Source organism: Solemya velum gill symbiont (genome assembly GCF_002020255.1).
Lineage (GTDB): Bacteria > Pseudomonadota > Gammaproteobacteria > Chromatiales > Chromatiaceae.
Genome location: NZ_MPQG01000002.1, coordinates 59,900 through 85,624, shown reverse-complemented (window position 1 = coordinate 85,624; position 25,725 = coordinate 59,900). Strand labels below are relative to the sequence as shown.

Here is a 25,725-nt window from a genome sequence, read left to right as displayed (position 1 = left end):
ATTACAGCCAGACGATGGATAAGAAAAACAGCTAAAAACCATTGGCTGAATCGATCAACCAGAGAGGGTTTGTAACATCCCCCATGAGTGAATTTGCCAAGGAAATACTCCCCATCAATCTTGAGGAGGAGATGCAGCAGTCGTACCTCGACTATGCAATGAGCGTTATTGTCGGGCGTGCACTGCCTGACGTTCGTGACGGACTCAAACCTGTTCACCGGCGCGTTCTTTACGCCATGAACGTACTCAACAACGACTGGAACAAACCCTATAAAAAATCCGCCCGTATCGTCGGTGACGTGATCGGTAAATACCATCCGCATGGTGACACCGCGGTCTACGATACGATCGTACGTATGGCGCAGCCATTCTCAATGCGCTATATGCTCGTTGACGGACAGGGTAACTTCGGTTCGGTTGACGGCGATTCGCCGGCAGCGATGCGTTACACCGAAGTGCGCATGGCGAAAATCGCCCACTCCATGCTCGAGGATATCGACAAGGAGACGGTCGACTTCATCGCCAACTACGATGAATCAGAACATGAACCGGCAGTTCTGCCGGCGCGCCTGCCAAACCTGCTGATTAACGGCTCTGCCGGTATTGCTGTTGGCATGGCGACCAATATACCGCCGCACAGCCTGACCGAGACGATTAATGCCTGCGTGGCAATTATCGATACGCCTGATATCGATATCTCCGGTCTGATGGCGCATATCCCGGGACCTGATTTTCCTACAGCCGGCCTCATCAACGGTGCACGCGGAATTGTTGACGCCTATAACACCGGGCGTGGCAAGGTCTACATTCGCGCACGTACCGAGTTCGAGGAGCACGATAACGGCCGGGTTCGCATCGTCGTAAATGAATTGCCATACCAGGTCAACAAGGCGCGCCTGCTGGAAAAAATTGCCGAACTGGTAAAAGAGAAGAAGCTCGAGGGTATCAGTGCCCTGCGTGACGAGTCCGATAAGGACGGCATGCGTATGGTCATTGAGCTCAAGCGCGGTGAAGTGCCAGAGGTGGTGCTGAATAACCTGTTCAAGCACACGCAGATGCAGAATGTCTTCGGCATCAACATGGTGGCACTGGTTGACGGTCAGCCACGCACGCTGAATCTGAAGCAGTGCCTTGAGTATTTCCTGCGTCACCGTCGCGAAGTGGTGACACGCAGAACACTCTTCGATCTGCGCAAGGCACGTGATCGCGCCCACATTCTTGAGGGGCTCGCGGTTGCACTTGCCAATATCGATGAGATCATCGAACTGATCAAGACGGCTCCAACGCCTGCAGAAGCCAAGCAGAAACTGGTCGCGCGTACCTGGAAGTCTGGTGCTGTCGAGGCGATGCTAAAACAAACAGGCGCTGAATCAACGCGTCCTGAAGGGCTTCCTACCGAATTTGGCCTGACGGCTGATGGATATCAGCTGACAGAGATACAGGCACAGGCAATTCTTGATCTGCGCCTGCAAAAACTGACAGGACTCGAGCAGGAAAAAATCCTCAAGGAGTATGAAGAGATTCTCGCCAGGATTGCAGCCCTGTTGAATATTCTCTCAAGCCCGGATCGCCTGATGAAGGTAATTCGAGAGGAACTGGTCGCTATCAGGGAGCAGTTCGGAGACGAACGACGTACCGAGATCATCTTTAATCGGCTTGATCTGACGACCGAGGATCTGATTCCGGAAGAGGATATGGTCGTGACTATCTCGCACCTTGGTTATGCGAAATCTCAGCCACTTGCTGACTACCAGGCACAGCGCCGTGGTGGCAAGGGTAAGTCTGCGACAAAGACCAAGGAAGAGGATTTTGTCGACAAGCTGTTTGTTGCCAACACCCACGACACCATTTTGTGTTTTACCAGTCGTGGCAGGGTGTACTGGCTCAAGGTCTACGATTTGCCCCAGGCAGGGCGCACAGCACGTGGTCGACCAATGAACAACCTCTTGCCGCTCGAAGAGGATGAGCGCGTCAACGCTGTTCTGCCGGTACGTGAATATGACGAGAATCTGTTCGTCTTCATGGCGACCAGTTCAGGTGTAGTCAAAAAGACCTCCCTCGAAGCCTTCTCGCGTCCGCGTGCCAGCGGCATTATTGCTGTTGAGTTACGTGATGACGATAAGCTCATCGGGGTTGATATCACCGATGGCAGCATGGACGTGATGCTCTTCAGCACTGAAGGCAAGGCGATGCGTTTCAGCGAATCACAGGTTCGTAGCATGGGACGTACAGCAACAGGTGTACGTGGCATCAAGCTGGGCAAAGATCACCAGGTCACGTCCCTGATTATTGCGCGTGAAGGTTCACGCATTCTGAGTGCATCGGAAAACGGCTATGGCAAGTGTACGCCGGTTGAGGATTATCCTCAGAAAGGTCGTGGCGGCATGGGTGTGATCTCGTTGAAGACTTCAGAGCGAAACGGCAAGCAGGTGGGTGCTGTTATTGTTGATGAGGATGATGAGATTATGCTGATCACCGATGGTGGCACTCTTGTGCGCACACGTGTGTCGGATGTTTCAGTTACAGGTCGAAGCGCACAGGGCGTGAAGCTGATCTCGCTGTCTGCCAAGGAGCATCTCATCGGAATTGAACCTGTTGTCACGCTGGAATCTGATGAAGATGAGCTTGACGAGACTTCTGAAGAGGCCTCTGAGGAGACAGGCGCAGATGAATCAACAGGTGACGAAGCAGCGGAATAACAGGTTTCGTCATTTCCAATACATTTAATTAAATATCTAGCAGGATTAACTATGTCACGTGTTTTTAATTTCAGCGCCGGTCCGGCTGCTCTTCCTCAGGCTGTTCTGGAACAGGCGCAGGCCGAAATGCTCGACTGGAACGGCAGCGGCATGTCTGTCATGGAGATGTCCCATCGCGGCAAGGAGTTTATGTCGATTGCAGCTGAGGCAGAAGCCGATCTGCGTGAACTGATGGCAATTCCTGACAACTACAAGGTACTGTTCTTGCAGGGCGGTGCATCATCACAGTTTGCGATGATCCCGATGAACCTGTTGGGCGAAAAGAAAGGCGCTGACTATATCAACACCGGTGCTTGGTCAAAGAAAGCAATTGCCGAGGCCAAGCGCTATTGTGATGTCAACATTGCAGCGACAACCGAGGGAACTTCCTTCTCAAGCACGCCAACCCAGGCGGAACTGAACCTCTCTGCTGATGCTGCCTACGTGCACTACACGCCAAATGAAACTATTGGCGGTGTCGAGTTTCCATATATTCCGGAAACCGGCGACGCGCCACTGATCGCTGATATGTCATCCACTATTCTGTCGCGTCCAATCGATGTCAGCCGTTACGGCATGATCTACGCAGGCGCACAGAAGAATATTGGTCCGGCTGGCCTGACTATTGCCATCATTCGTGATGATCTGATTGGTGATGCACTGGAATCCACGCCGAGCATGTTCCGTTATGCAACACATGTCGACAACGATTCCATGTACAACACGCCACCCACTTACGGATGGTATCTTGCAGGGCTCGTCTTTAAATGGCTAAAGGGCCTTGGCGGACTCGAAGCGATGGCTGGTATTAACCAGGCCAAGGCGCAGCTGCTTTACGATGCTGTCGACGGCTCTGATTTCTACGCAAACCCTGTTGAAAAGGAGAGCAGGTCGTGGATGAATGTTCCGTTCACACTGGCCAATCCTGATCTCGATGCTGAGTTCCTCAAGGGAGCGCAGGAAGTCGGGCTGATGACTCTAAAGGGTCACAGGTCGGTTGGTGGTATGCGTGCCAGTATTTATAACGCCATGCCGCGTGAGGGTGTCGAGCGACTGGTTGAATATATGCAGGAATTTGAAAGCAAAAACGGCTGACAGGCTGATTTAACACAATATAACAAAAGACGTAAAAAAATAATGTATAAGATACTGACTTTAAACAATATTTCTGTTGCTGGGTTGGAGCGACTTCCACGTGATGCCTACGAGATTGCATCTGAAATAACACATCCGGATGCGATTCTGGTGCGCTCCTCGAAAATGCACGATATGGAGTTATCCGAGTCGGTCAAGGCGATCGGCCGTGCCGGTGCAGGTGTCAACAATATTCCTGTTGATAAGATGACAGAGCTTGGCATACCTGTGTTCAATGCACCGGGTGCCAATGCTAATGCGGTCAAGGAGCTTGTTCTTGCCGGCATGTTGATGGCTGCGCGTAATATCGGCCAGGCGTGGAGTTTTGCCCGTTCGCTCGAAGGCGATGATGCTGTCATCGGCAAGTCTGTCGAAGCGGGTAAAAAGAATTTTGTCGGATTTGAATTGCCCGGACGTACCCTCGGTGTCATCGGCCTCGGTGCGATTGGCGTCAAGGTTGCAAATGCCGCACGCTCGCTGGGAATGAACGTGGTTGGTTATGATCCAACTATAACAGTCAAGAGTGCCTGGGCACTGGAGGCTGGTGTCGAGCAGGCGATGAGCGTTGATGACCTGTTGTCACGTTCCGATTTTGTGACCTTTCACGTACCGCTTAACGAAGCGACCAGCAATATGATCAACGCAGAGCGTATCCGACTAATGCCGGACAACGCCGTCCTGCTCAATTTTGCCCGCAACGGCATCATTGATGATGAAGCGGCTGTTGAGGCGCTCGACAGTGGTAAGCTCTATGCCTATATATGCGATTTCCCAAGCAACCTGCTGAAGGATCATCCAAAGTGTCTGACCTTACCGCACCTTGGCGCGTCAACACGTGAGGCGGAAGAGAACTGTGCCATCATGGTCGCAGACCAGGTGCGTTGTTATCTCGAAGATGGCAATATCAGCAACTCGGTTAACCTTCCGGAGATCAACCTGCCACGTAATGGCGGACACAGGATGGCTATTGTTAACCGCAACGTTCCGAACATGCTCGGCCAGATCTCAACTCTGCTTGCAGATGACGGACGCAACATCGTAGATATGCTCAACAAGTCACATGACGAGATTGCTGTTACTCTTGTTGATGTGGATGATGAGCCAAGTGCAGGTCTGATCGACGCAATGGTCTCAATTGAGGGCGTACTCTCGGTTCGCTGTCTTGGATGCACTAAAAAGTGATTGAATGAGATGATGGAAAAACAGCAACTCGACGCAATTCGGCAGCAGATTGATGCAGTCGACGAGGAGATACAGGCGCGAATCAACAAGCGTGCTGCGCTTGCACAGGAGGTTGCGCGTATCAAGCTTGCCTCGGGTGATGATGCGCTCTTCTATCGTCCTGAGCGCGAGGCGGATGTTTTACGCACAGTCAAGGAGCGTAACCAGGGACCGCTGGACGGCGAGGAGATGGCGCGCCTGTTCCGTGAAATCATGTCAGCATGCCTGGCGCTTGAAAAGCCGATGTCGATCGCTTTTCTTGGTCCTGACGGTACCTTTACCCAGGCTGCTGCGCTCAAGCATTTTGGCCACTCCGTCACCACGACTCCATTTAATTCTATTGGCGATGTATTCCGCGAGATCGAATCCGGTTCATGTGATTACGGCGTAGTCCCGGTCGAAAATTCGACCGAGGGCGTCATCAGCCACACGCTGGATATGTTTCTCAATTCACCGCTGGTTATTTGCGGTGAGGTTGTCCTGCGCATACATCATAACCTGCTGTGTTCACCTGGCTATGACTGGAAACAGGCAGAAACAATATACAGTCATCAGCAGTCACTCGGGCAGTGCAGGCACTGGCTTGATCAGAATCTGCCGCATGCTGAGCAGATTCCTTATCCGAGCAATGCCGAGGCGGCACGTCATGTTGCCGAGTCGGGTAAAGATGTCGCAATTGCCAGCTCCGAGGCAGCAACAATCTACCAGCTGGATATCGCAACGCCTAATATCGAAGACGAGCCAGGTAATACCACGCGCTTCCTCGTTATTGGTAAACAGCAGGCGGCGCCGAGCAGTCAAAACAAGACCAGCCTGCTGCTGTCGACAAAGAACGAGGCGGGTGGCCTGCATCGTCTGTTGGCACCACTTGCAGAGCAGGGTATCAGCATGTCGCGGATTGAATCTCGCCCGTCACGTCGTGGCGTTTGGGATTATGTCTTTTTTGTCGATATCTGTGGGCACATCGATGATCCGCAAGTTGCTGAAGCACTGAAAATACTCGAAACCGAGGCTGGCATGTGTAAAGTGCTTGGCTCATACCCCGTAGCAGTTCTCTGACACATCATGAAAGAAACTACCTGGCTTGAAAAAGCAGCCCCCGGTATTGCCGATCTGCACCCCTATATTCCCGGTAAACCGATCGAGGAACTCGAACGCGAGTTAGGTCTGGTCGAAACAATCAAGCTCGCTTCGAACGAAAATCCACTTGGCCCGAGCCCACTTGCCTGGTCACAGGCGCAGATGGTGGTGGGTGATGTGAACCTCTATCCGGATGATTCTGGTTTCAGGCTGAGGAACTGCCTCGCAGAATTCCATGCGATCAGCCCAGATGCTTTCATTCTTGGCGCAGGCTCAAGTGATGTGCTCAACATGGTGGCACGCGCTTTTCTCAGCCCAGGTGTTAACGCGGTCTTTTCCGCACACAGCTTTGCTATGTATGCCATCTATACGCAGGCCTGTGGTGCAACCGCAAAGGTTGCCGATCCACTACCTGCTGATCATGCCGAGATGCCTTATGGTCATGACCTGGATGCGATGCTGGCCCAGGTAGATGAAAATACCCGCGTGATCTTTATCGCTAATCCGAATAATCCGACCGGCACCTGGCTGCAACGAGACGAGCTGAAACGGTTTCTCGACAGGATTCCTGCTGATGTTGTTGTGGTTCTCGACGAGGCATATACGCAATATGTCGAAGATGAACGCTTTCCTGATGGAATCGAGTGGATAGCAGACTATCCCAACCTGATCGTCACGCGTACCTTCTCTAAAATCTACGGACTTGCCGGACTGCGCGTAGGTTACGGTATCGCGTCGCCTGATTTACTTGGTGTTATTGGCAGGCTCAGGGCGCCTTTTAATGTTAGCCTGCCGGCACTCGCCGCTGCTGAGAAGGCGCTCGAAGACGTTGAGTTTCTCAAGCAGAGCATCCTGACAAACAGTGAAGGTATGCAGCAGCTCGAAGCAGGCTTTGATGCACTTGGTCTGAAAACGATTCCCTCGGTGGGTAATTTCCTCTGTGTCGAGTTTGAGCGTCCAGGTGGTGAAGTTTACGATGCCCTGTTGAATAAGGGAGTGATCGTGCGCCCGGTAGCGAATTACCAGTTACCCAATCATCTGCGCATTACCATCGGCAGCAGAAATGAAAACGAGGTGCTTCTTGAAGCACTTCGCGAGGTACTCTGAAGATGAAAATAGAACGTCTCGCGATAATCGGTGTTGGCCTGATTGGCGGCTCCCTGGCACGTGCCCTGAGAGAGAAGGGTGTGGTCGGTGAAGTGATAGGCTGTGGACGTGGTAAGGAAAACCTTGAGAAAGCCGTTGAACTCGGTGTGATCGATCGTTATACCCATGATATCGGTGAAGCAGTTGAAGGTGCCGATGTGGTTTTTCTAGCCGTTCCCCTGAGCGCCATGCGGACCACTTTTGCAGCGATGAAAGGGCATTTGTCAGACAATGCAGTGGTGACAGATGGCGGCAGCGCCAAGGGAAGCGTTATTGAGGACTGTAGTTCTGTGTTCGGTGAAGCGCTGCCAAACTTCGTGCCTGGTCACCCGATTGCCGGTACGGAAAATAGCGGTGTCGAGGCCTCTTTTGCCGAGCTCTACAAGGATCGCCGCATTATCCTGACACCTGTTAGCCAGACGGATGAGAGCGCAATTGCACGCGTAGAGACAATGTGGCGAGATTGCGGTGCAGAAGTGACGCGCATGTTGGTGGTCGACCACGACCGTATTCTTGCAGCAACCAGTCATTTGCCGCATATGCTGGCTTTTGCACTGGTCGATATGCTTAGCAGGCTTGGGGATACAGAGGATATTTTCCGATATGCAGCAGGTGGTTTTCGTGATTTCACACGCATTGCATCGAGCAATCCGGCGATGTGGCGGGATATCTGTATTGCCAACAGCGATGCTGTATCGACTCTTGTTGACAACTATGCAGAGGAGATGAAAGAGCTTGCCAGTGTGATACGTTCACGCGATGGAGAGAAGCTCCTGGCGCTATTTGACAACGCCAAGCAAGCGCGTGACCGTTATGTTGACGGTCTGAATCAGCAAGCAGAACCCCTGCCTACAGAATAACTATTTTTAATCGTATTCTTTCTCAATCGAGAAAATTAAAAATTATCATATTTACTACGGTGCAGATAACGGTAGAATGATTTTATAAGTCCTGATGTACATAAGTCAGGCGCAGCCGACAGGCTGTAAACAATACCGATAATCATACTGGAGTAAAATATGAAGCATCCATTTTTTCCACTTGCGATTCTTGCTGTAGCCCTGACTGCATGTGGACAGGCACCTGAATCAACCCAGACTACCGAACAGGCGGCACCTGCTGAAACACCGGCAGCAACAATGGCTGAAAAACCTGAAGCTACAACCTCTGAAAAGATTGATAAGGCAGCTGAAGCCACAAAAGAGGCAGCAATTGCCGTTAAGGATGATGTCGTCAAGGCTACAAGCGAAATGGTCGAAAAGGTCAAAAGTGACGAACGTGTCGAGAAAGCGACTGAAAAAGCCGCATCAATGGTCGACAAGGCAAAAGTTGCTGCAGCCGATATGGCAGTTGCAACAGGCATCGTTGATGACCCGATGGTTTCACATACCACAAGAGCTGTGGCAGGAATCAAGAAATTCGCAAGGACCCTGCAGGGTGAGCTGAAAGCAGCAATGTCAGCTGGTGGTGCAACAAATGCAATCCAGGTCTGTAATGAAAAGGCAGGGGGAATCGCCAGTGATATCTCTGCTGAAACAGGTTACAACCTGGGCCGTGTTTCTCTGAAGAACCGTAATCCTGACCAGGCAGCATCCGGTTGGAACAAGACAGTTCTTGAAGAGTTCGAAGCACGTCTTGCCAATGGTGAGCCAATCGACAAGCTGGTGTTCAAAACCATCGTTACCCGGGAAGATGGCAGCCAGGAGTTCCGCATGATGAAGGCGATTCCGACTGGTAAGGTTTGCCTCAACTGTCACGGTAGCGAGATCAAGGACGAAGTCACTTCGAAACTTGATGAGCTCTATCCTGACGACAATGCCCGTGGTTACAAGGAAGGCGATATTCGTGGTGCATTTGTTGTAACGAAGACTCTTTGATAAGCCACGAGTCATAGCTTTTGCAGGCATTCAGCCTGCATCTGAGACCCCGGTTCTGCCGGGGTCTTTCTGTTTCTGAATCTATTAGTAAGAATGGCGGTACACTCTATCGCCATGGTCAGAATTGATTATTTACTCTGACTCTTCAAAAGCGTAGGGCAGGTCAAGGAACCTGAGCACAGGCCCATTTTCATCAAGCAGTCGTACATCGCCTGATTCTGCACTGCTGACCTCGGTCACAATGAGCGCCTCGCACTTGTCGTCAGAGGCAGGAGCACTCATGACTATCTTGCCCGCACCCTGCCTGGACTGGCTGCCGGGAGCGTAGAGATCAGTTCCTGGAACAGGGCAATCGCCATCAATCTCAACCCGGTACATGCGGCGTTTCAACTTGCCGAGGTACTGCATGCGTGCAACAACTTCCTGTCCCGTGTAGCAGCCCTTGGTGAAACTGATTCCGTTTATCAATCCCATGTTGGTCATTTGCGGAACAAAGGCCTCAACAGTCGGCTCTTGAATCAGGGGTAAGCCAGCCCGAATATCATCGAGTTGCCATGTCGCATCATCGGCTGATTCAGCAGACTCCTGTAGTGACTGGCGTCTTGCCTCTATGGCATCAGCAGGGCCAACGATCATGTAGCGCGGTGATTCACCTGCGACACGAACAAGGGTACAGCCGTCATCGGCAAGTACGGCCTGGTCTGCTTGTGTCAATTGTGCAGCTTCCGGCAAAAGCTCTGCAGCTTCACCGCTAACACCGAGAAGGGCATAGTCATCACTGCCGGAACTGATAGTGACCTTTGAGCGCAAGATAAACATCCCGAGACGTTTCTGAATCGCTTCTGCAAGCTCTTTTGCCAGAACCAGGTAGTAGCGACTGTCACCTGGAAACATGCGCATGTTGGCGAGCATGCGTCCCTTGGGTGTGCAGATGCCGGTCAGTTGGCTCTCTCCCTGGGTAACCTCACGAACATCATTTGTCAGCTGTCCCTGCAGGAAGGTTTCACGCTCTTCTCCCTCGATGATGAGGATGGCGAGGTGTTTCAGTTCGTGTAGTTGTATGTTGCTCATGGTTGCCCGTATTGAAAAACTGTTGACTCGATTTTAACTCAGTATGGTGATGCGTGAGAGTTTTTCAAGCGTACATTTAGCCTGCTTTTGAATCCCGCTATTGCTGGCGCGGTAGCAGGGGCTCACGTTCGCTGTTGCGACCACGAGCAGCATTGATCCACCAGTTCTCATGTGAACCCTCGCTGTTGACTGATTCATGCGGTGTGAAACTCTCTTGGCTATTACCAATATTTGTCAGAAAGCCCCAGTCCTTGTGCTTTTTGCTGTGAGCAAAAAAGGTCCATGCCTCGCGCTGGTGTGGCAGCACGACACGATGGAAATCCGTGGCGGTGATCCTGTTGATAGCACCGGGCCCGAGGCTGCGTGTCACCACCTTGTTCTCGTCCAGACGCTCTTCCGTGTATCCGCCAGCCAACACCATTCCAATAGCTTTATCCCATGGGTGGTCGTGAAGACCGCGATCCGGATCACTGGCAAGAAAACGGTGGATATAGGCGCCACCACCACCAGGCAGACGGAACAGGTGATAGCGTTCTAGGTAGGGTTCACCATGGTTGCCGCGAATGATGCGACAGCGCAAAAGGCCAGTGAACCTGTAGAGTAGTTTATCGATGAAATGAATCTTTTTTGTCATAAATCCGTCAATCCGGTCGGGTAGAAAGGTATCATAAGGTATTAGTGACTCAATTCGTGAGCCCCGTGGGACAAAAAATACAGACAAACGGCCTGGTGCTTTACAAGAGCCGGCCAGCAGTAGTGCGCGCAATCAGCGATAAAATCGATATTGAATACGATGGTGGAAGCAAACGCGTGCGTGAAAAAGATGTGACGCCACTGCATCCGGGACCTGTTTCAGTATTACCGGGTGGCGTCGCCGATGCCCCCGGACTTGATGATGCACGCGAGCTGCTGCTCGATGAAGCGCTTCCTTTTGAGGATTTTACCGACCTGCTCTACGGCGAGTTTACGCCTGCTTCGGCATGGGGCGCCTGGCAGCTTCTCAATGAAGGTCTCTATTTCAGCGGCGAAGCGGATGCCGTCAAGGCCAGGCCGGCAGAGCTGGTCGAAGAGGATATTGCCAAGCGTGATGCCAAGGCACGAGAGAAGGCTGACTGGGAAGAGATGCTGGAACGCCTGAAGAAGAGGCAGATGGCAGAGAGTGACAGGCCCGCACTTGTCGAGGTTGAGCGGGTTGCACATGCAGAATCTGACAAGAGCCGAATTCTCGATGCAATTGACCTGTCGGTAACACCGGCCAATGCACACCGTTTGCTGGTTCAGATTGGTTACTGGAGCGAAGAGTACAACCCGCATCCACGCCGTCATGGTATTAGCCTTGACGACAACCTGCTTGATTTCGATGACCCGGCTGAACCGCAGCGTACAGATCTTCGCGATTTAATTGCCTGGGCAATCGATGATGCTGGTAGCCAGGATCCTGATGATGCCATCAGTCTTGATGGTGACCGGCTCTATGTACATGTCGCCGATGCAGCGGCGATTGTTCAGCCGGGTTCCAACCTCGATGAAGAGGCGCGTAGCCGTGGGGCAAACCTCTATCTACCGGACCGCGTTATTCACATGCTGCCGCACGCCATGACACAGCAGCTTGGTCTTGGTCTGCAGGAGACCAGTCCCGCACTCAGTATCAGCTTCATCGTCGATGATGCTGGCGAACTGGATGATATTCGCATTGAGACCAGCCTGGTTAGAGTGACACGCACCAGCTACGATGCCGCTGATCATGAACTGGATGGCAATCTTGCCGGTTTGAAGGTGCTGACAGACAGGATTGCTGCACGCAGGTTGCAGGCAGGTGCTGCCACGCTGGATCTGCCCGAGGTCAATGTTCGCGTCATCGATGATGAAATAGTCATTCAGCCTTACCAGAGGGGAGGCAGCCGACAACTGGTGACAGAAGCGATGCTTGCCGCAGGTGAGGCAGTGGCCAAGTATGCCCAGGAGCACACGATTGCGATTCCTTTCGCGAGCCAGCCTGAGCCTGACGAAGTGCGCCAGCCACAGACGATGAGTGAAACATTTGCCTACCGGCGCATGTTCAAGCCGTCCCGCGGTACAGTTGAGCCCGCACCGCATTTCGGTCTCGGCCTGCCACATTACACGCGCACGACCAGTCCTCTGCGACGTTATCCCGACCTGCTTGCGCATCAGCAACTGCATGCCTGGCTAAGAGGAGACACGCTACTTGATGAGTCACAGGTGAGTGAGCGCCTGTCGATTGCCGAATCTGCCAGCAGGTTGATTCGCAAGGGTGAGCGGCTCTCCAATCAACACTGGAAACTGCTCTATTTGCATCGTAACCGGGAGTGGCAGGGTGAAGCAGTCGTTGCAGAGCTGGATGAACGAAAGATGACGCTGATTATTCCGCAGCTGGCGCTCGAGATGAAGCAGCGCCGTGTTGCCGGTCTTGAACTTGACCAGCAGGTCAGGCTTGCCGTGGATTCCATCAATATCAGTGATCTTGAGGCGCGTTTCCGGATCCTGGGATAGCTCCTGCAAGTTGACAGTGGCAGGCAACTCTTACCTGAAATCTGTTCTGACTTTCGAATCTGCTGTGCTTGATTCAGGCTGCAATCCGGAGGTAAGGGCATCATTTAGCAGGGATTTTCTTTCCGCAAGTAAATTCCGGGAAAAGCAGTGTATTAATGATTTATAATATTCCCCCATTTAGTGCAATCCGGAGAAGAAAAAATGGATCAGGATCAATCCGAAAAGTCGCTTAAAGAGACGCTTGCTACCTTGTACGGCGTCTCTTCAGAACAGGATAATCCGAAAGAGATCAATGCCTTTCTTCATCACGCGTCACAGGAAAAAGAGCACTTGATGAGCACCGATAACGAATTTAATGTCCGCCTCTTTGATGAGGCTGTGGATATGACGGTGCATCGTCTGCGCAGTATGCTGGTGGAGGACGTGCTTTGATTATTACTCACCTGCGGGCGGAGAATGTTCTCAAGTATGCCCGTCTGCAACTCGATGATCTCCCGCGCCTGGGCCTTATCGGTATCAGTGGCTCGAATGAATCTGGAAAAAGTACCATCGGCGAGACCATCTGTTACGCACTCTTCGGACGTACTTTCTCTCTCGATGAAGATCACCTGACAAAAATTATCCGCTGGGGTGAGAACGCATGCCAGGTGACACTCGGATTCGTTGTCGGCGATGGCACTGAATACGAAGTGACACGTCATATCGACAAAAACCTGACGCAGGGTGCACGCCTGGTCAAGACATCAGATCCGGATAACATCCTGGCACGCGGTAACGATACCGTCACTGCAATGATCCAGCAGTTGATCGGACTCGGTTATCCCGAGTATGTTGAATCCTTCTATCTTGCACAGCGCGAGATTTCTGCTCCGCATCCTCACAGTGACGCGGTCAAGTCGATAGCAGGTGTATTGCCGCTGGAGCAGCTGCGTGACGAATTTCAAAACGAGATCGAACGCCATAAAGGCATCATGGTCGAGGCTGACGATAACCATATTCGCCTGCAGGGAGAGATCGAAGCACTCGGTGTCGTACCCGGACAACTCGAGGAAATGCAGAAGCGCCGCGGTGCGTTGCTGGAGTCGACAACGAGATGTCAGCAACAGGCGATCGATCTTGGTCAGAAGAGTGCTGCTTACCTGGTTGAGCTGGAAAAATACAAGCAGGCAATCGGAGCGAGATTCCGCAGTCGCTTGCTGCAGATGGCTTTCCTTTTACCCGGTGCAGTTGCCGCTCTCCTCTGGTTTGCGCTTGCCTACCTTGGCAGTAACGAGATGGTGACTGGTGTTGCCGAGCAATTGAAGCAGAGTGTTCAGCTTGGTTCAGGTCACTATCAATACCTGGTTTTTGCAGCTGCAGGTCTCGGCCTGATTGCATTTATCCTGTGGATTCGGGAAATGACGGCGAAATACCGCATTGCGCATTTCTCTGTCGTGACCAGTGGCTACCTGGAAGGGCTTGAAAAGGTTCAGCAACATCGTGCAAGTGGATATGATCTCGCTCTTCTCGATATTCCGGCCAGTGCGATCGACGTGGCCATCGACGATGCAGAGGCGCAAAACCTGCGCCACAAGATGGCGCGCCAACAGGCAAAGATCGACAATATACGTGAGGCGTCCGAGCTTGAGGTGACCTGGTTGAACGAGGTCAGCAAGGCAGAGTCGGAACTCGCTGCAGAAATGGTAGAGCAGATCAACAAGGAAGAGCAGCGCACCAAGATTGTTGATGGTCTGCGCTTTGAGCAGGGTGGCCACGAGCAGGCTCTCGAGCACAGTAATCATCAGCTCAAGGTACTGAAGACGGCGATCTCACTCCTTGATGGTGCAACAGAGAATCTTGCCACTGCTTTCAATCGTGAAGTCCGCGAGCGCACAGCCCAGCTGCTGCCGATGCTGACCCAGGGTCGTTATGAGCACATCAAGCTCGACGATAATCTGAATGTCGAGGTGCTGTCGACGGAGAAGGGTGACTTCATGGTTTTTGATGAGGTTTCGAGTGGAACACAGCGCCAGATTCTTTTGTCGGTGCGTCTCGTCATCTCCCAGGCCCTGGCTCGCGATTGCGTCAAGGGTGACCAGTTCCTGTTCCTCGATGAGCCTTTTGCATTCTTTGATGCAGAGCGTACGCAGGCTGGACTCAATGGTCTAACTGGCTTTAGACAGTTGCCACAAATATTTGTTATTGCACAGGAATTTGCCGAACATCCGCAGCAATTCGCCATGTGTATCGAAATCGACCGCACGGCGACTGAACTCATCGCCTGATTCTCTTTTCAGGGCCACAGATTGACGTATGAACATCGCTGCCGGTGTTCATGCGTTTTCATTTCCGCATGAATAAATAATAACTATCGGTTGCGTTAAGATAATCAATTAAAATAATTTTCATAAGGGGTAAACTTACTTCTGTCCCTGATTTAAGTCCGGTTTTCAATCGCGATTTGCAGAATATCAACAGGGCGACATATTCATGGGTATCCAGAGTGGTTCTGGATGATTAATCACAATAAAACAATCGAGGAACAAGTTATGTCACTGAAAGGTTCAAAGACAGAACAGCACCTGAAGGACGCCTTCGCCGGTGAGTCCCAGGCAAACCGTCGTTATCTCTACTTCGCATCAAAAGCCGACATCGAGGGTTACAACGATGTTGCAGCTGTATTCCGTTCAACTGCGGAAGGCGAAACAGGTCACGCACACGGCCACCTTGAGTACCTCGAAGAGGTTGGTGATCCGGCAACCGGTCTGCCAATCGGTAGCACTTCTGACAACCTGAAGGCTTCAATCGCCGGTGAGACTCACGAGTACACTGATATGTATCCGGGTATGGCAAAAGATGCACGTGACGAAGGTCACGACGAAATTGCTGACTGGTTCGAAACCCTTGCGAAAGCCGAGCGTTCACACGCTAACCGCTTCCAGAAAGCACTGGATAACCTCGACGGTTAATCCATTGAAGTGCTCCTCACCTTACTGGTGAGGAGCCTCCATAAATACAGAATTTATATTGTGCGAGGTCGATACGATGTCACGCGAGGGAAGCCTTGAGGCGCCAACACGCCACCCGCTGAATTGGCAGGATGAGAAGTTCTACGATAAGGAAGATCTCTTTAAAGAGCTGGAGCGCGTCTATGATATATGCCACGGCTGTCGACGCTGTGTCAGCCTGTGTCATGCGTTTCCGACACTCTTTGACCTGGTTGATGAATCAGATACCTTCGAGGTTGATGGCGTTGCCAAGGATGATTACTGGAAGGTTGTTGATCACTGCTACCTGTGTGATCTCTGCTTCCTGACCAAGTGTCCCTACGTTCCCCCGCACGAATGGGATCTTGATTTTCCGCACGTCATGCTGCGTGCCAAGGCAGTCAAGTTCCGTGAGGAGGGTGCCACATTCCGTGACAAACTGCTCTCAAGTACCGACACGATCGGAAAACTTGCCGGTATCCCTGTTGTTGCCGGTATTGTTAACTCCGTTAACAAAAACAGCTCAACGCGCAAGCTGATAGAAAACACCCTGGGTGTTGATGCTCGCGCGAAACTGCCTGAATATCACAGTTCAACCCTACGCAAGCGCCTCTCGAAAAATGATTCGGCGCAAGGCGAAGAGGCCGGTCCGACAAAGGGTAAGGTTGCACTTTTCGCTACCTGTTACGGTAACTACAATGCGCCTTCAAGCGGTGAGGATCTGAAAGCCGTATTTGAACATAATGAGATTCCGGTTACCCTGCTTGAAAAAGAGCAGTGCTGCGGAATGCCGAAGCTTGAGCTTGGTGATCTCGAGGCGGTTGCTGCTGCCAAAGAGGTGAATATCCCGGCAATGGTAAAAATGGTCGATGCAGGCTGGGACCTGGTCGCACCAGTGCCCTCATGTGTATTGATGTTCAAACAGGAACTGCCGTTGATGTTTCCTGATGATGCGGATGTCGCAAAAGTTGCAGAAGCGATGTTTGACCCGTTCGAGTATCTCATGCTGCGCCACAAGCACGGCAAGCTGAAAACAGATTTCAAACAGCCGCTGGGAAAAGTTGCCTGGCATGTTGCCTGTCATCAGCGTGTACAGCGTATCGGTCCCAAGACACGTGAACTGCTGGAGCTGATTCCGGATACATCAGTCGATACCATTGAGCGTTGTTCCGGACATGATGGCACATATGCAGTGAAGAAAGAGTTTCATGACGTATCGATGAAAATCGCGCGTCCGGTCGCCAAAAAGGTCACCCAGTCAGAGGCGGATCATTACACCTCGGACTGTGTCATGGCGGCACAACACATTTCAAATACGCTTGCTGACGATGGTGATCCGGAACATCCGATTTCACTGATCCGTAAGGCATACGGAATCTGACATGTAGAGACGCCGGGGCTCCTGCAGGAGTTCCGGTGTATAGACTATCAATTACCCACGACTGAATACTGATGCAAAAATTATCCCGCGAAACACTCTACTCACTTGAAGAATACGCAGAAGCCCGTCCGACTTTCAGGGCAGAGGTACTGCAACACAAGAAAAACCGCGCGCTCGCGATCGGTGAGCACGCCACACTCTATTTTGAAGATTACCTGACCATGAAATACCAGGTACAGGAGATGCTGCGCATCGAGAAAATCTTCGAGAAGGCGGGTATCGAGGAAGAGCTTGATGCCTACAACCCCCTGGTTCCGGATGGTTGCAACTGGAAAGCAACCTTCATGATTGAGTATGGTGATGTCGAGGAGCGCCGCAAGGCACTCGAGAAACTGGTTGGTATCGAGGACAAGACCTGGATGCAAGTTGAGGGTTTCGACAAGGTGTATGCAATTGCCGATGAAGATCTTGAGCGTACCGAGGCCGACAAGACCTCTGCCGTGCACTTCATGCGTTTCGAACTGACCCCCGAGATGGCAGCAGCCGCCAAGCAGGGTGCAGCTATCAACGGCGGCATTGATCATGATCACTACAATATTTCAGTTTCACCGATTCCTGCCAATATCCGTGATTCATTGAGCGAAGATCTCGACTGATAATTTTATAGTCGCTGCCTGCTGTTGCTTCGTCATCCCCGCGGTCAGTGTTTTGCTCCTGCAACACTGACACTTCCGCCATCCATGGCGGTCGAATGCGGGGATCTGAATGCTGCACAATGGCCAGATTCCGGTTCAAGCCAGGGATGACGAACTAACCACTACACTCGACCCGGTATTCCCACAAGCCATCTTGCAGTAAGCTTGCAGTATGAAATACAAAATCGTTATCACTATTGCTGCAAGCTTGCTGCTGCTCTCATCTGCACTGCAGGCAAATCAACTTAAGGGTCATTCCTCACCATACCTGGCGCTGCATGGAGATGATCCAATTGACTGGCATCCATGGGGACAGCAGGCCTTGGATGCAGCACGCAAGAGCAACAAGCCCCTGTTTATCTCCAGCGGATACTTCTCCTGTCACTGGTGTCATGTCATGCACCGCGAGAGTTTTGTCAACGACGAAGTAGCAAAGCTCATCAACAGCTTGTTCATTCCGGTGAAGATTGATCGTGAACTGGAACCTGCCCTGGATAGTTACCTGATCAATTTTGTTGAACGCACCAGGGGTGCCGGAGGTTGGCCGCTGCATGTCATCATGACTCCTGAAGGTTATCCGGTGACAGGTTTTACCTACGCACCGCGTAAGCAGCTAATGACTGCACTGACACGGATTGATGCGCGCTGGCAGCAGGAGTCGTTGCAACTTAAAAAACTTGCACGCGAGGCTTATGAGCAGATGTATCTCGCAGGTGAAGAGCAGCCGGCAGGGGATATTACTGTAAAGAGTGTCGAGACCCGCTTTATTCATGATGCCATGTCGTTGGCGAACGAACTGCAGGGTGGGTTTGGCCAGCAGAATCAATTTCCGATGGCACCGCAGTTAACGGCTCTGCTGACTGTGAATACCACCAGGAAGGATACGCATCTCGCAGAATTTCTTGAGCTGACACTTGACCAGATGGTACAGCAGGGATTACGTGACCATCTTGCAGGTGGTTTTTTCCGCTACACCATCGATCCGGCATGGAAAATACCGCACTACGAGAAGATGCTCTATACGCAGGCGCAGATGGTTCGCCTTTACCTGCTTGCAGCTAAACGCCTGGAACGTCCGGACTATATCCAGATCGCAACTGAAACCGCTGATTTTGTGCTGAAGTCTATGCGTGGGCGCAGTGGTGGTTACATCTCCAGCCTCTCTGCTGTTGATCAACACGACGTGGAAGGGGGTAGCTACCTGTGGAGTGCAGACAAGCTTTCGACTCTTCTCAATGAAGATGAGAAAAAATTTGCAGCGCAACGCTGGGGACTGGAGACAGCAGGGAGTGATGAACAGTTACCAACAGAGCTACTGACGATTGAGGCGGTTGCATCACAGCTGGAGATAGGTGAAGACGAAGCCTTGCGATTGCAGGAGCGGGTCAGGCAGCGTCTGCTTGGTGAGCGACGCAGAAATTCCCCGCCCGAGGACAACAAGCAATTGACAGCATGGAACGGCCTGATGCTCTCTGCCTTCAGCGAACTTGGACTGCTGACCGGTGAGAGACGTTATTCAAATGCAGCAGTGAGCCTTGCTCGTTGGCTGTTGCGTTCCTGGGATGGTGAAAACTTATCCCGTTCCATGGATGGATCGACACCAGTAGGAAGTGCGGCACTGGCAGATTATGCCTACGTTGCTGAAGGGCTTAAAAAGGCGTGGAAATTGAGTAATATTAATGAATTCAGTGAAAAATCCGATAAAATAGCCGAGGTGGCATGGTCACGCTATTTTGATAGTGCAGGATGGCATGCAAGTGATGCAATGCTGATTCCGGCCCCGGGTGGTGCTGGCGCTCTCCAGGGGGCACCGATGCCGTCACCGGCTGCTGTCCTGATATCACTTGGTGGTAACGATAAATCACTTCAGCGGGCATACAGCAGGCAACTGACAGCGATTGCAAATGAACCATTCTGGTATCCGGGACACCTGTTAGCGGCGCGACAATTCACTACGGAGGCAAAACCATGACGACGAGTGATCACACCCAACCAATGCACTCTGACGATATAGAGGCAGCACTGCTTGCCCTGAATGATGAGACGGGTGAATGGACAATCGTGGGGCAGACGCTGGAGAACCGCTATCAATTCAGTGATTTTGTCACTGCATTCGGTTTTATGACCCAGGTTGCGCTGGTTGCAGAGCGCATGAATCATCACCCGGAGTGGAGCAACGTCTATAAAACTGTCGATATACAGCTGACCACCCACGAGATTGGCACAATTACTGGTCTTGATTTCGAGCTGGCAAGAGAGATCAGTGCGATTGCAGCCAGATTCGCTGACTAAGTCAGAGGGAATAGGGCAGAGGTACCTCAGGACGCAGCATCATTTTTAGGCTAAAATAGCCGCTCCTGAAAATGGACGATTTTCGATGATAACAGCGATTTATCCCGGGACTTTCGACCCGATAACCAACGGACACACAGATATTGTCAGGCGCGCAACCAGGCTGTTTGACAAGGTCGTTGTCGCAGTGGCCTTGAATGCCGGCAAAGAGCCCGCATGTACGCTCGACAGACGGGTTGAGCTTGCAAAAACAGTTCTGGCTGAATTCGACAGCGTTGAAGTCAAGTCATTCAGTGGATTGCTGGTGGACTTGGCCAAGACGGAAGGTGCCGAGGTTATCCTGCGTGGCTTGCGGGCAGTTTCAGATTTCGAACATGAATTCCAGTTGGCGGGAATGAACCGCCGTCTGGCGCCGGAAATAGAGACCATGTTTCTGACACCGGCAGAGAGATACACTTTCACCTCCTCAAGCCTGGTACGAAATGTCGCGGCACATGGTGGTGATGTTTCAAGCCTTGTCCATCCGGTTGTGGAAGCGGCTTTGAAAGATAAATATTCAATTGAAACCGAGTAAATTTTACAAGAGAGAACTTCGATGGCACTGATTATTACTGATGAATGCATCAACTGCGATGTGTGTGAACCTGAATGCCCTAACGGTGCAATCTACCAGGGCGATGAGATCTATGAAATCGATCCTGATCTCTGCACCGAGTGTGTTGGTCATTATGAAACCTCGCAGTGTGTTGAAGTTTGCCCGGTTGACTGTATCCCGCATGATCCAGATCATGTTGAGAGCCAGGAAGAGCTGATGGCCAAGTACGAGCGAATTACTGCAGAAAGCGCCTGATTATCGAGTGCGGCAGAGTGACTTCTCTGTCGCACTATTTCTGGCACTTACTGCAGTAAAAACTGGAACGTTGACCAATCACCTTGCTCCTGATTGTTTCTCCACAACAGCTACACGCCTCACCAGCACGACCATACACTTGCAGTTCTTGCGCAAAATAACCCGGTTTACCTTCCTCGTTACGGAAATCCTTCAGGGTTGTTCCTCCCTGCCTGATCGCCTCTTCAAGTACTCTCCTGATATTCGTCGCCAGGCGTTCGTAGTCGGCTCTTGAGATTATTCCTGCCTGGCGGGTAGGGCGGATACCACACATAAACAGCGCCTCGTTTGCGTAGATATTGCCAACTCCGACAACGATGTGGCTGTTCATGATGAAGTTCTTGATTGCAACACGTCGCTTCCTCGACATCTTCCACAGATACTCACCTGTGAACGCATCATCGAGAGGCTCGGGACCGAGGTATTTAAGTAACGGGTGTTCAGCAAGCTCCTCTTCGCTCCACAGAAACAGGCCAAAACGTCGAGGATCACGCAGACGCACGGCCTGCTTGCCAACGACAAGATCGACATGATCATGCTTCTGCGCTGGCGTTTTGGCAGGTACGACGCGCAGGCTGCCTGACATCCCCAGGTGAATGAGGATATTGCCATTTGCTGTGGCAATCAGCAGGTATTTCCCACGCCTGGAAACAGAGAGTATGCGTTGTCCCTTGCAGCACTCGGCAATGTTTGCAGTAACAGGCTGGCGCAAGGAAGCGTTTCGCACCACGATATCTGTGATGCGTTTTGCTTCCAGGTATGGCTCGATGCCGCGTTTTGTTGTTTCAACTTCGGGCAGTTCCGGCATGGTGTTTTACGAGGCTTTATGAAAGAGAGGACAGGAGTCCCTAGTATAAAGGATGCTCCTGTCAGGTCTAGGTTGCGCAGAGCATGGTAATGCGATTTTCGTGTGAAATCCCTTTCCTTGTGTCGTGATATGTATACCTTGCGTTACTAAAAACTATAAGGATAAGAATTTATGCGGTTGATTTATGATGAAAATGCCCCTTCAATGCAGGTCTTGCAGATCGCCTGGCTATTGAGTCATCAGCACCGGGTTTTCAGCAAGTGTTTCCATCCCTAGTCGAATGCGACAATTTCCTCATTTGGTTTAATGAGACCTTTTTTCACTGCCCATTGCCTGACATGAAACAGTTCCATATCCAGGTTTCCCTTATGCATTTCTGCAATGGTGGCAGGTACATCATGAGTGTCTGATTCAGTGATTAACTGCCTCGTTATTTTTGAATAGATAACACTCGATTTCAACATGTCACTCTCCTTGTTATTTAGCCATGTTGTATGAGTAAATCTAGTGCTTTAACAAAGAAGTTGGTAGAGGGTTTTTCTGAACTTTTTGTAGGAATTTACCTACATGTATCGTGGATATGAGAATTGACAGGGTTTTCCTGCAAAATCCATCTGATTTGACACAATATGGCTAATCAAAGCAGTTTTTTCTGGAAGACAGCGCCTGTTACTTGTAGCTTTTATCTAAATTGATTATCGTCTCTGCATGAAACTTCTTCACATGTTGAACGAGAAGCTGCGCCAGTTGGGGCGTGCGATCCTGCGTTATACGCCAATGTCCCTGTTTGCTGCATTTTTCGGCTTACTGGCAGGATATGCACTGTGGGAAGTGATAGATACCGTTCAGAAAGATGCGGTTAACAAGATCTACGACGAACAGCTCCAAAGCAACCTCGATCAGCGCGCCCGTGAGGCACTGATACATTTTGATCACTCGGTACAGAGTTACGAGACCACCATCCGGCTGCTCTCCAATCACAGGAAACTGGCCAACTATCTTAATCCTGTCTACTGGTTCCCTGATGACCAGGAACCAAGACTTCTGTATACAGACAAACAACCCAATTGGTTGCCTGAGCCTGAGCGCTGGAAACCCCTTGCTTCACCGACTCATATCATGCTTCTTGATACCCAGGGTCAGATACGCGAGGAGTATCGCCTGCAACAAACGGTTCTTCCGGAAGAGTTGTTGTCACAGCTTGCCTCCTATATTTCATCACCACAGACCATTCTGACCGACATTGATGGTGAGCCTTACCTGCTGGCAGCGACTGTAGCGGAGGATGCGGCCTACAACATCATGGGCACCCTGGTGATGGTTGTGCCTGTTGATGCAATCTTTCTCTCTTCAGCACAGAGAGGTCTTGTCACAGAGGCACTCACGGCTGTTGTTGATGGTGCCACCCAGGTGATACTCAATAGCAGTGATCCGGAAGTAATTGGTAAGGGTGTGACACTGGATCAACTGGACAAAAAATACGCTGTAACCACACAATCATTTGCCGAATATGGTGGTGCGAACAGCAATTTGCTCTTTGCAACCATGATCCCGAAAGCAAGTGTGCGCGAACTGCGTCGCTCTGTTATCGCGCTTGAACGGCGTCAGCGTGCCATTGTTGCTTTCAGTTTTATTATCTTCTTCTCACTCCTTTTCATGCTGGTTTCAAATCGTCTCAGCCGGGCGTTGAAACGTCTCTCCGACTTCTCCCAGCGTGCCTTGGGGATCAGCCAGCCGGTAGCGCGCAGTGGTAACCAGTTGATGGTGCTGGAGGAGTGGATGAAGCAGTTTATCAACCTGGTACGCGAGGCCCGTGAGGATATGCGCAGCAGGCATGAATCCGAGATACTCGAGAAGGAAGCACTCACCAGTGCCATTATGGATGCCTCGGTTGATTCAATCATTACAACCACCAGTGACGGCACCATCATCGACTTCAATCCAACTGCCGAGGAGGAGTTCGATTATAGTGAAGATGAGGTCGTCGATAACCTGTCAGTTGAACGTCTCATCGCACCGGAAAGCAGGATCTATTTTCTCAACCTGTTCGCCGAGTGTCAGCGTGCGAAGGATTTCAATGATGCGCGTTCCGAACTGGTGGCACAGAGGTCAGACGGCAGTCGTTTTCCTGTCGAAATTGCTATCCAGTCAATTCAGCTCCGTGACGAGGTGCTGTTTACCTTTTACTTTCACGATATTTCAGAGCGCCGCAGGCAGGAAAATGAGATTCGTGCTCTTGCTGCTTTCCCGAGTGAAAGCCCGTCTCCCATCCTGCGTATCGACAAGCAGGGTATTATTCAGTATGCCAACCAGGCGAGCGAACCCTTGATGGCTTTCTGGCATAGTGGACGCATGCAGGAGCTACCGCTTGAGTGGCGTATTCGTGTTGCAGAGGCGCTCTCAAGCGGCGAAGACTTTGAGCGTGAAGTTAAAACGGAAGACGCCGTCTACTCGATCATGTTGTCACCGATACCCGAGCTTGAGTATGTCAACCTCTATGCACGTGATGTCACGGAGACGCGTCTTGCCGAGGAGGAGGCGCGACGCCACCAGAACGAACTGATTCATGTCTGTCGTGTCAGTAGCATGGGAGAGATGGCCACCGGGCTGGCACACGAACTCAACCAGCCGCTGTCGGCAATTATCAACTACGCCAATGGTGCCAAGCGTCGCTTTGTGCGTGGTGCAAGTGGTGAGGAGTTGCTCGAACCGCTCGAGAATATCACTGCACAGGCAACGCGCGCAGCACAGATTATCAAGTGGTTGCGAGGCCTGGTGGAAAGACAGAGCAGGGTGCGTCAATCAGTTGATGTTAACGAGATGATTCGTGAAGTCCTCTCATTTATGGATTTCGAAATCCGCAAGGCACGCCTGGATGTCGAATTTGACGCTGGCAGCGACTTGCCACCCATCCCGCTTGACCTGGTGCAGGTTGAACAGGTGATTCTTAACTTGTTGCGTAATGCCATTGATGCGATTGCAGCCAGCGGGGTTGAGGGTAAAATCCGAATCAGTACACGCTTTGAGAATGACAACCTGGTCATTCTGATCGAGGACAATGGTCCGGGAATTTCGGAACAGGCGATGGAACATCTGTTTGAGCCCTTTTTTAGTACCAAGACCACGGGTATGGGTATGGGACTGGCCATCTCGCAGAGCATTATCGAGGAACATGATGGTAGAATTCATGTCTCTTCTGGAGAATTGGGTGGTGCGACTTTCAGACTCTCTCTCCCGCTATTAGCAAGGAATAAACAGATCGCATGAGTGATAGTAGTGACAAAAAAATCACGGGCAAGGTTTTTGTCGTTGATGACGATGAAGCGATGCGCAGTTCGTTACGCTGGCTGATTGAGTCAGATGGGCTCGAGGTCGAGACCTTTGAATCAGCCCAGAAGTTTCTCGAAAGCTATTATCCGGGGCAGGCAGGCTGTCTGCTGTTGGATGTTCGCATGCCGGGAATGTCTGGGCTCAAACTACAATCGCAGCTTGAGGAGCGGGAAATACGCGCACCAGTGATCATCATTACAGGTCATGGTGATATCGCAATGGCAGTCAAGGCGATGAAGGCCGGCGCACGCGACTTTATCGAGAAGCCATTCGATGACGAGGTATTGCTCAAGGCAATAAGACGTGCACTTGTCGTGGATGCCGCACAGCGTGAGAGCAGGGCCAGTCAGTCAGAAATACTTGCACGCATGGCGCAGCTCACGCGGCGTGAGCAGGAAGTTATGGAGATGGTGACCAGTGGTCTCTCGAACAAGGAGATCGCCTCGCGACTTGATGTCAGCGCAAAAACTGTTGAAGCACACCGTGCACGCGTGATGGAAAAGATGGAGGCAGGTTCACTCGCGGAGCTGGTCCGTATGGCAATTATCTGCAGTGGCACGACCACGCCAGCTGTTGAGTAGGGCCG

General features: G+C 51.5%; 23 protein-coding genes. 19 read left to right on the top strand and 4 right to left on the bottom strand.

Annotation, left to right across the window (positions count from 1 at the left end; translation table 11 throughout):
* Nucleotides 1–83 precede the first annotated feature (83 nt).
* From gyrA to BOW06_RS02455, 7 genes are all read left to right on the top strand, one after another.
* The gene (gene gyrA / locus BOW06_RS02485) at nucleotides 84–2,699 is read left to right on the top strand and encodes a DNA gyrase subunit A (RefSeq protein ID WP_043116985.1); all 2,616 of its coding nucleotides are present in this window, start codon (nucleotides 84–86) and stop codon (nucleotides 2,697–2,699) included.
* A 51-nt stretch (nucleotides 2,700–2,750) separates the two neighbouring features.
* Nucleotides 2,751–3,833: a 3-phosphoserine/phosphohydroxythreonine transaminase gene (gene serC / locus BOW06_RS02480; RefSeq protein ID WP_043116984.1), complete on the top strand. Its 1,083-nt coding sequence runs from the start codon at nucleotides 2,751–2,753 to the stop codon at nucleotides 3,831–3,833.
* 42 nt (nucleotides 3,834–3,875) lie between these two features.
* The gene (locus BOW06_RS02475; protein WP_043116982.1) at nucleotides 3,876–5,054 is read left to right on the top strand and encodes a phosphoglycerate dehydrogenase; all 1,179 of its coding nucleotides are present in this window, start codon (nucleotides 3,876–3,878) and stop codon (nucleotides 5,052–5,054) included.
* Nucleotides 5,055–5,063: 9 nt separating this feature from the next.
* Nucleotides 5,064–6,152, top strand: coding sequence for a prephenate dehydratase (gene pheA, locus BOW06_RS02470; RefSeq protein ID WP_179115091.1), 1,089 nt, complete (start codon nucleotides 5,064–5,066; stop codon nucleotides 6,150–6,152).
* Nucleotides 6,153–6,158: 6 nt separating this feature from the next.
* On the top strand, nucleotides 6,159–7,280 hold the full coding sequence (gene hisC, locus BOW06_RS02465; protein WP_043116980.1) for a histidinol-phosphate transaminase: 1,122 nt from the start codon (nucleotides 6,159–6,161) through the stop codon (nucleotides 7,278–7,280).
* A gap of 2 nt (nucleotides 7,281–7,282) precedes the next feature.
* Nucleotides 7,283–8,179 (top strand): prephenate dehydrogenase, encoded by an 897-nt coding sequence (locus tag BOW06_RS02460; RefSeq protein WP_043116979.1) that lies wholly within the window; start codon nucleotides 7,283–7,285, stop codon nucleotides 8,177–8,179.
* 159 nt (nucleotides 8,180–8,338) lie between these two features.
* The gene (locus tag BOW06_RS02455) at nucleotides 8,339–9,196 is read left to right on the top strand and encodes a Tll0287-like domain-containing protein (protein WP_230209645.1); all 858 of its coding nucleotides are present in this window, start codon (nucleotides 8,339–8,341) and stop codon (nucleotides 9,194–9,196) included.
* A 132-nt stretch (nucleotides 9,197–9,328) separates the two neighbouring features.
* On the opposite strand, the gene ygfZ is transcribed toward BOW06_RS02455, so the two are convergent.
* Both ygfZ and BOW06_RS02445 read right to left on the bottom strand, forming a co-directional pair.
* The gene (ygfZ, locus tag BOW06_RS02450; RefSeq protein ID WP_043116978.1) at nucleotides 9,329–10,267 is read right to left on the bottom strand and encodes a CAF17-like 4Fe-4S cluster assembly/insertion protein YgfZ; all 939 of its coding nucleotides are present in this window, start codon (nucleotides 10,265–10,267) and stop codon (nucleotides 9,329–9,331) included.
* 97 nt (nucleotides 10,268–10,364) lie between these two features.
* A complete protein-coding gene (locus BOW06_RS02445) occupies nucleotides 10,365–10,901 on the bottom strand; it encodes a hypothetical protein (RefSeq protein WP_052132135.1) in 537 nt (178 codons plus the stop codon).
* 65 nt (nucleotides 10,902–10,966) lie between these two features.
* On the opposite strand from BOW06_RS02445, the gene BOW06_RS02440 reads away from it, so the two are divergent.
* From BOW06_RS02440 to BOW06_RS02395, 10 genes are all read left to right on the top strand, one after another.
* A complete protein-coding gene (locus BOW06_RS02440; RefSeq protein ID WP_230209644.1) occupies nucleotides 10,967–12,778 on the top strand; it encodes a ribonuclease catalytic domain-containing protein in 1,812 nt (603 codons plus the stop codon).
* 201 nt (nucleotides 12,779–12,979) lie between these two features.
* Nucleotides 12,980–13,210: a hypothetical protein gene (locus BOW06_RS02435; RefSeq protein ID WP_043116976.1), complete on the top strand. Its 231-nt coding sequence runs from the start codon at nucleotides 12,980–12,982 to the stop codon at nucleotides 13,208–13,210.
* Complete coding sequence (locus BOW06_RS02430) at nucleotides 13,207–15,042, top strand: AAA family ATPase (RefSeq protein ID WP_078453057.1); 1,836 nt, start codon at nucleotides 13,207–13,209, stop codon at nucleotides 15,040–15,042. Before BOW06_RS02435 ends, BOW06_RS02430 begins: the two co-directional genes overlap by 4 nt.
* Before the next feature lie 264 nt (nucleotides 15,043–15,306).
* Entirely contained in the window at nucleotides 15,307–15,726 is a 420-nt protein-coding gene (locus tag BOW06_RS02425) for a rubrerythrin family protein (RefSeq protein ID WP_043117790.1), read from the top strand.
* A 76-nt stretch (nucleotides 15,727–15,802) separates the two neighbouring features.
* Nucleotides 15,803–17,125 carry a heterodisulfide reductase-related iron-sulfur binding cluster gene (locus BOW06_RS02420; protein WP_043116972.1) on the top strand — a complete coding sequence of 441 codons (1,323 nt, stop codon included), beginning with the start codon at nucleotides 15,803–15,805 and terminating at the stop codon, nucleotides 17,123–17,125.
* 71 nt (nucleotides 17,126–17,196) lie between these two features.
* The gene (locus BOW06_RS02415) at nucleotides 17,197–17,781 is read left to right on the top strand and encodes a DUF3501 family protein (RefSeq protein ID WP_043116970.1); all 585 of its coding nucleotides are present in this window, start codon (nucleotides 17,197–17,199) and stop codon (nucleotides 17,779–17,781) included.
* Between the two features lie 211 nt (nucleotides 17,782–17,992).
* Nucleotides 17,993–19,792: a thioredoxin domain-containing protein gene (locus BOW06_RS02410; RefSeq protein WP_052132133.1), complete on the top strand. Its 1,800-nt coding sequence runs from the start codon at nucleotides 17,993–17,995 to the stop codon at nucleotides 19,790–19,792.
* A complete protein-coding gene (locus BOW06_RS02405; RefSeq protein ID WP_052132132.1) occupies nucleotides 19,789–20,112 on the top strand; it encodes a 4a-hydroxytetrahydrobiopterin dehydratase in 324 nt (107 codons plus the stop codon). Before BOW06_RS02410 ends, BOW06_RS02405 begins: the two co-directional genes overlap by 4 nt.
* Nucleotides 20,113–20,197: 85 nt before the next feature.
* Nucleotides 20,198–20,686, top strand: coding sequence for a pantetheine-phosphate adenylyltransferase (coaD, locus tag BOW06_RS02400; RefSeq protein ID WP_043116969.1), 489 nt, complete (start codon nucleotides 20,198–20,200; stop codon nucleotides 20,684–20,686).
* A gap of 21 nt (nucleotides 20,687–20,707) precedes the next feature.
* The gene (locus tag BOW06_RS02395; RefSeq protein ID WP_043116968.1) at nucleotides 20,708–20,962 is read left to right on the top strand and encodes a YfhL family 4Fe-4S dicluster ferredoxin; all 255 of its coding nucleotides are present in this window, start codon (nucleotides 20,708–20,710) and stop codon (nucleotides 20,960–20,962) included.
* A gap of 34 nt (nucleotides 20,963–20,996) precedes the next feature.
* On the opposite strand, the gene mutM is transcribed toward BOW06_RS02395, so the two are convergent.
* Both mutM and BOW06_RS02385 read right to left on the bottom strand, forming a co-directional pair.
* Entirely contained in the window at nucleotides 20,997–21,809 is an 813-nt protein-coding gene (gene mutM / locus BOW06_RS02390) for a bifunctional DNA-formamidopyrimidine glycosylase/DNA-(apurinic or apyrimidinic site) lyase (protein WP_043116965.1), read from the bottom strand.
* Between the two features lie 272 nt (nucleotides 21,810–22,081).
* Complete coding sequence (locus BOW06_RS02385) at nucleotides 22,082–22,270, bottom strand: hypothetical protein (RefSeq protein ID WP_179116185.1); 189 nt, start codon at nucleotides 22,268–22,270, stop codon at nucleotides 22,082–22,084.
* A gap of 247 nt (nucleotides 22,271–22,517) precedes the next feature.
* Here BOW06_RS02385 and BOW06_RS02380 point away from each other — a divergent pair, with 247 nt between their 5' ends.
* A complete protein-coding gene (locus BOW06_RS02380; RefSeq protein ID WP_078455108.1) occupies nucleotides 22,518–25,076 on the top strand; it encodes a PAS domain-containing sensor histidine kinase in 2,559 nt (852 codons plus the stop codon).
* Nucleotides 25,073–25,720, top strand: a complete 648-nt coding sequence (locus tag BOW06_RS02375) for a response regulator transcription factor (RefSeq protein WP_052132131.1) — start codon at nucleotides 25,073–25,075, stop codon at nucleotides 25,718–25,720. The genes BOW06_RS02380 and BOW06_RS02375 overlap by 4 nt, the downstream gene beginning before the upstream one ends.
* Nucleotides 25,721–25,725: the final 5 nt, after the last annotated feature.

Coding starts and splice junctions, on each gene's coding strand:
- gyrA (WP_043116985.1), top strand. CDS start 84: ATGAGTGAATTTGCCAAGGAAATACTCCCCATCAATCTTGAGGAGGAG.
- serC (WP_043116984.1), top strand. CDS start 2,751: ATGTCACGTGTTTTTAATTTCAGCGCCGGTCCGGCTGCTCTTCCTCAG.
- BOW06_RS02475 (WP_043116982.1), top strand. CDS start 3,876: ATGTATAAGATACTGACTTTAAACAATATTTCTGTTGCTGGGTTGGAG.
- pheA (WP_179115091.1), top strand. CDS start 5,064: ATGATGGAAAAACAGCAACTCGACGCAATTCGGCAGCAGATTGATGCA.
- hisC (WP_043116980.1), top strand. CDS start 6,159: ATGAAAGAAACTACCTGGCTTGAAAAAGCAGCCCCCGGTATTGCCGAT.
- BOW06_RS02460 (WP_043116979.1), top strand. CDS start 7,283: ATGAAAATAGAACGTCTCGCGATAATCGGTGTTGGCCTGATTGGCGGC.
- BOW06_RS02455 (WP_230209645.1), top strand. CDS start 8,339: ATGAAGCATCCATTTTTTCCACTTGCGATTCTTGCTGTAGCCCTGACT.
- ygfZ (WP_043116978.1), bottom strand. CDS start 10,267: ATGAGCAACATACAACTACACGAACTGAAACACCTCGCCATCCTCATC.
- BOW06_RS02445 (WP_052132135.1), bottom strand. CDS start 10,901: ATGACAAAAAAGATTCATTTCATCGATAAACTACTCTACAGGTTCACT.
- BOW06_RS02435 (WP_043116976.1), top strand. CDS start 12,980: ATGGATCAGGATCAATCCGAAAAGTCGCTTAAAGAGACGCTTGCTACC.
- BOW06_RS02425 (WP_043117790.1), top strand. CDS start 15,307: ATGTCACTGAAAGGTTCAAAGACAGAACAGCACCTGAAGGACGCCTTC.
- BOW06_RS02420 (WP_043116972.1), top strand. CDS start 15,803: ATGTCACGCGAGGGAAGCCTTGAGGCGCCAACACGCCACCCGCTGAAT.
- BOW06_RS02415 (WP_043116970.1), top strand. CDS start 17,197: ATGCAAAAATTATCCCGCGAAACACTCTACTCACTTGAAGAATACGCA.
- BOW06_RS02410 (WP_052132133.1), top strand. CDS start 17,993: ATGAAATACAAAATCGTTATCACTATTGCTGCAAGCTTGCTGCTGCTC.
- BOW06_RS02405 (WP_052132132.1), top strand. CDS start 19,789: ATGACGACGAGTGATCACACCCAACCAATGCACTCTGACGATATAGAG.
- coaD (WP_043116969.1), top strand. CDS start 20,198: ATGATAACAGCGATTTATCCCGGGACTTTCGACCCGATAACCAACGGA.
- BOW06_RS02395 (WP_043116968.1), top strand. CDS start 20,708: ATGGCACTGATTATTACTGATGAATGCATCAACTGCGATGTGTGTGAA.
- mutM (WP_043116965.1), bottom strand. CDS start 21,809: ATGCCGGAACTGCCCGAAGTTGAAACAACAAAACGCGGCATCGAGCCA.
- BOW06_RS02380 (WP_078455108.1), top strand. CDS start 22,518: ATGAAACTTCTTCACATGTTGAACGAGAAGCTGCGCCAGTTGGGGCGT.
- BOW06_RS02375 (WP_052132131.1), top strand. CDS start 25,073: ATGAGTGATAGTAGTGACAAAAAAATCACGGGCAAGGTTTTTGTCGTT.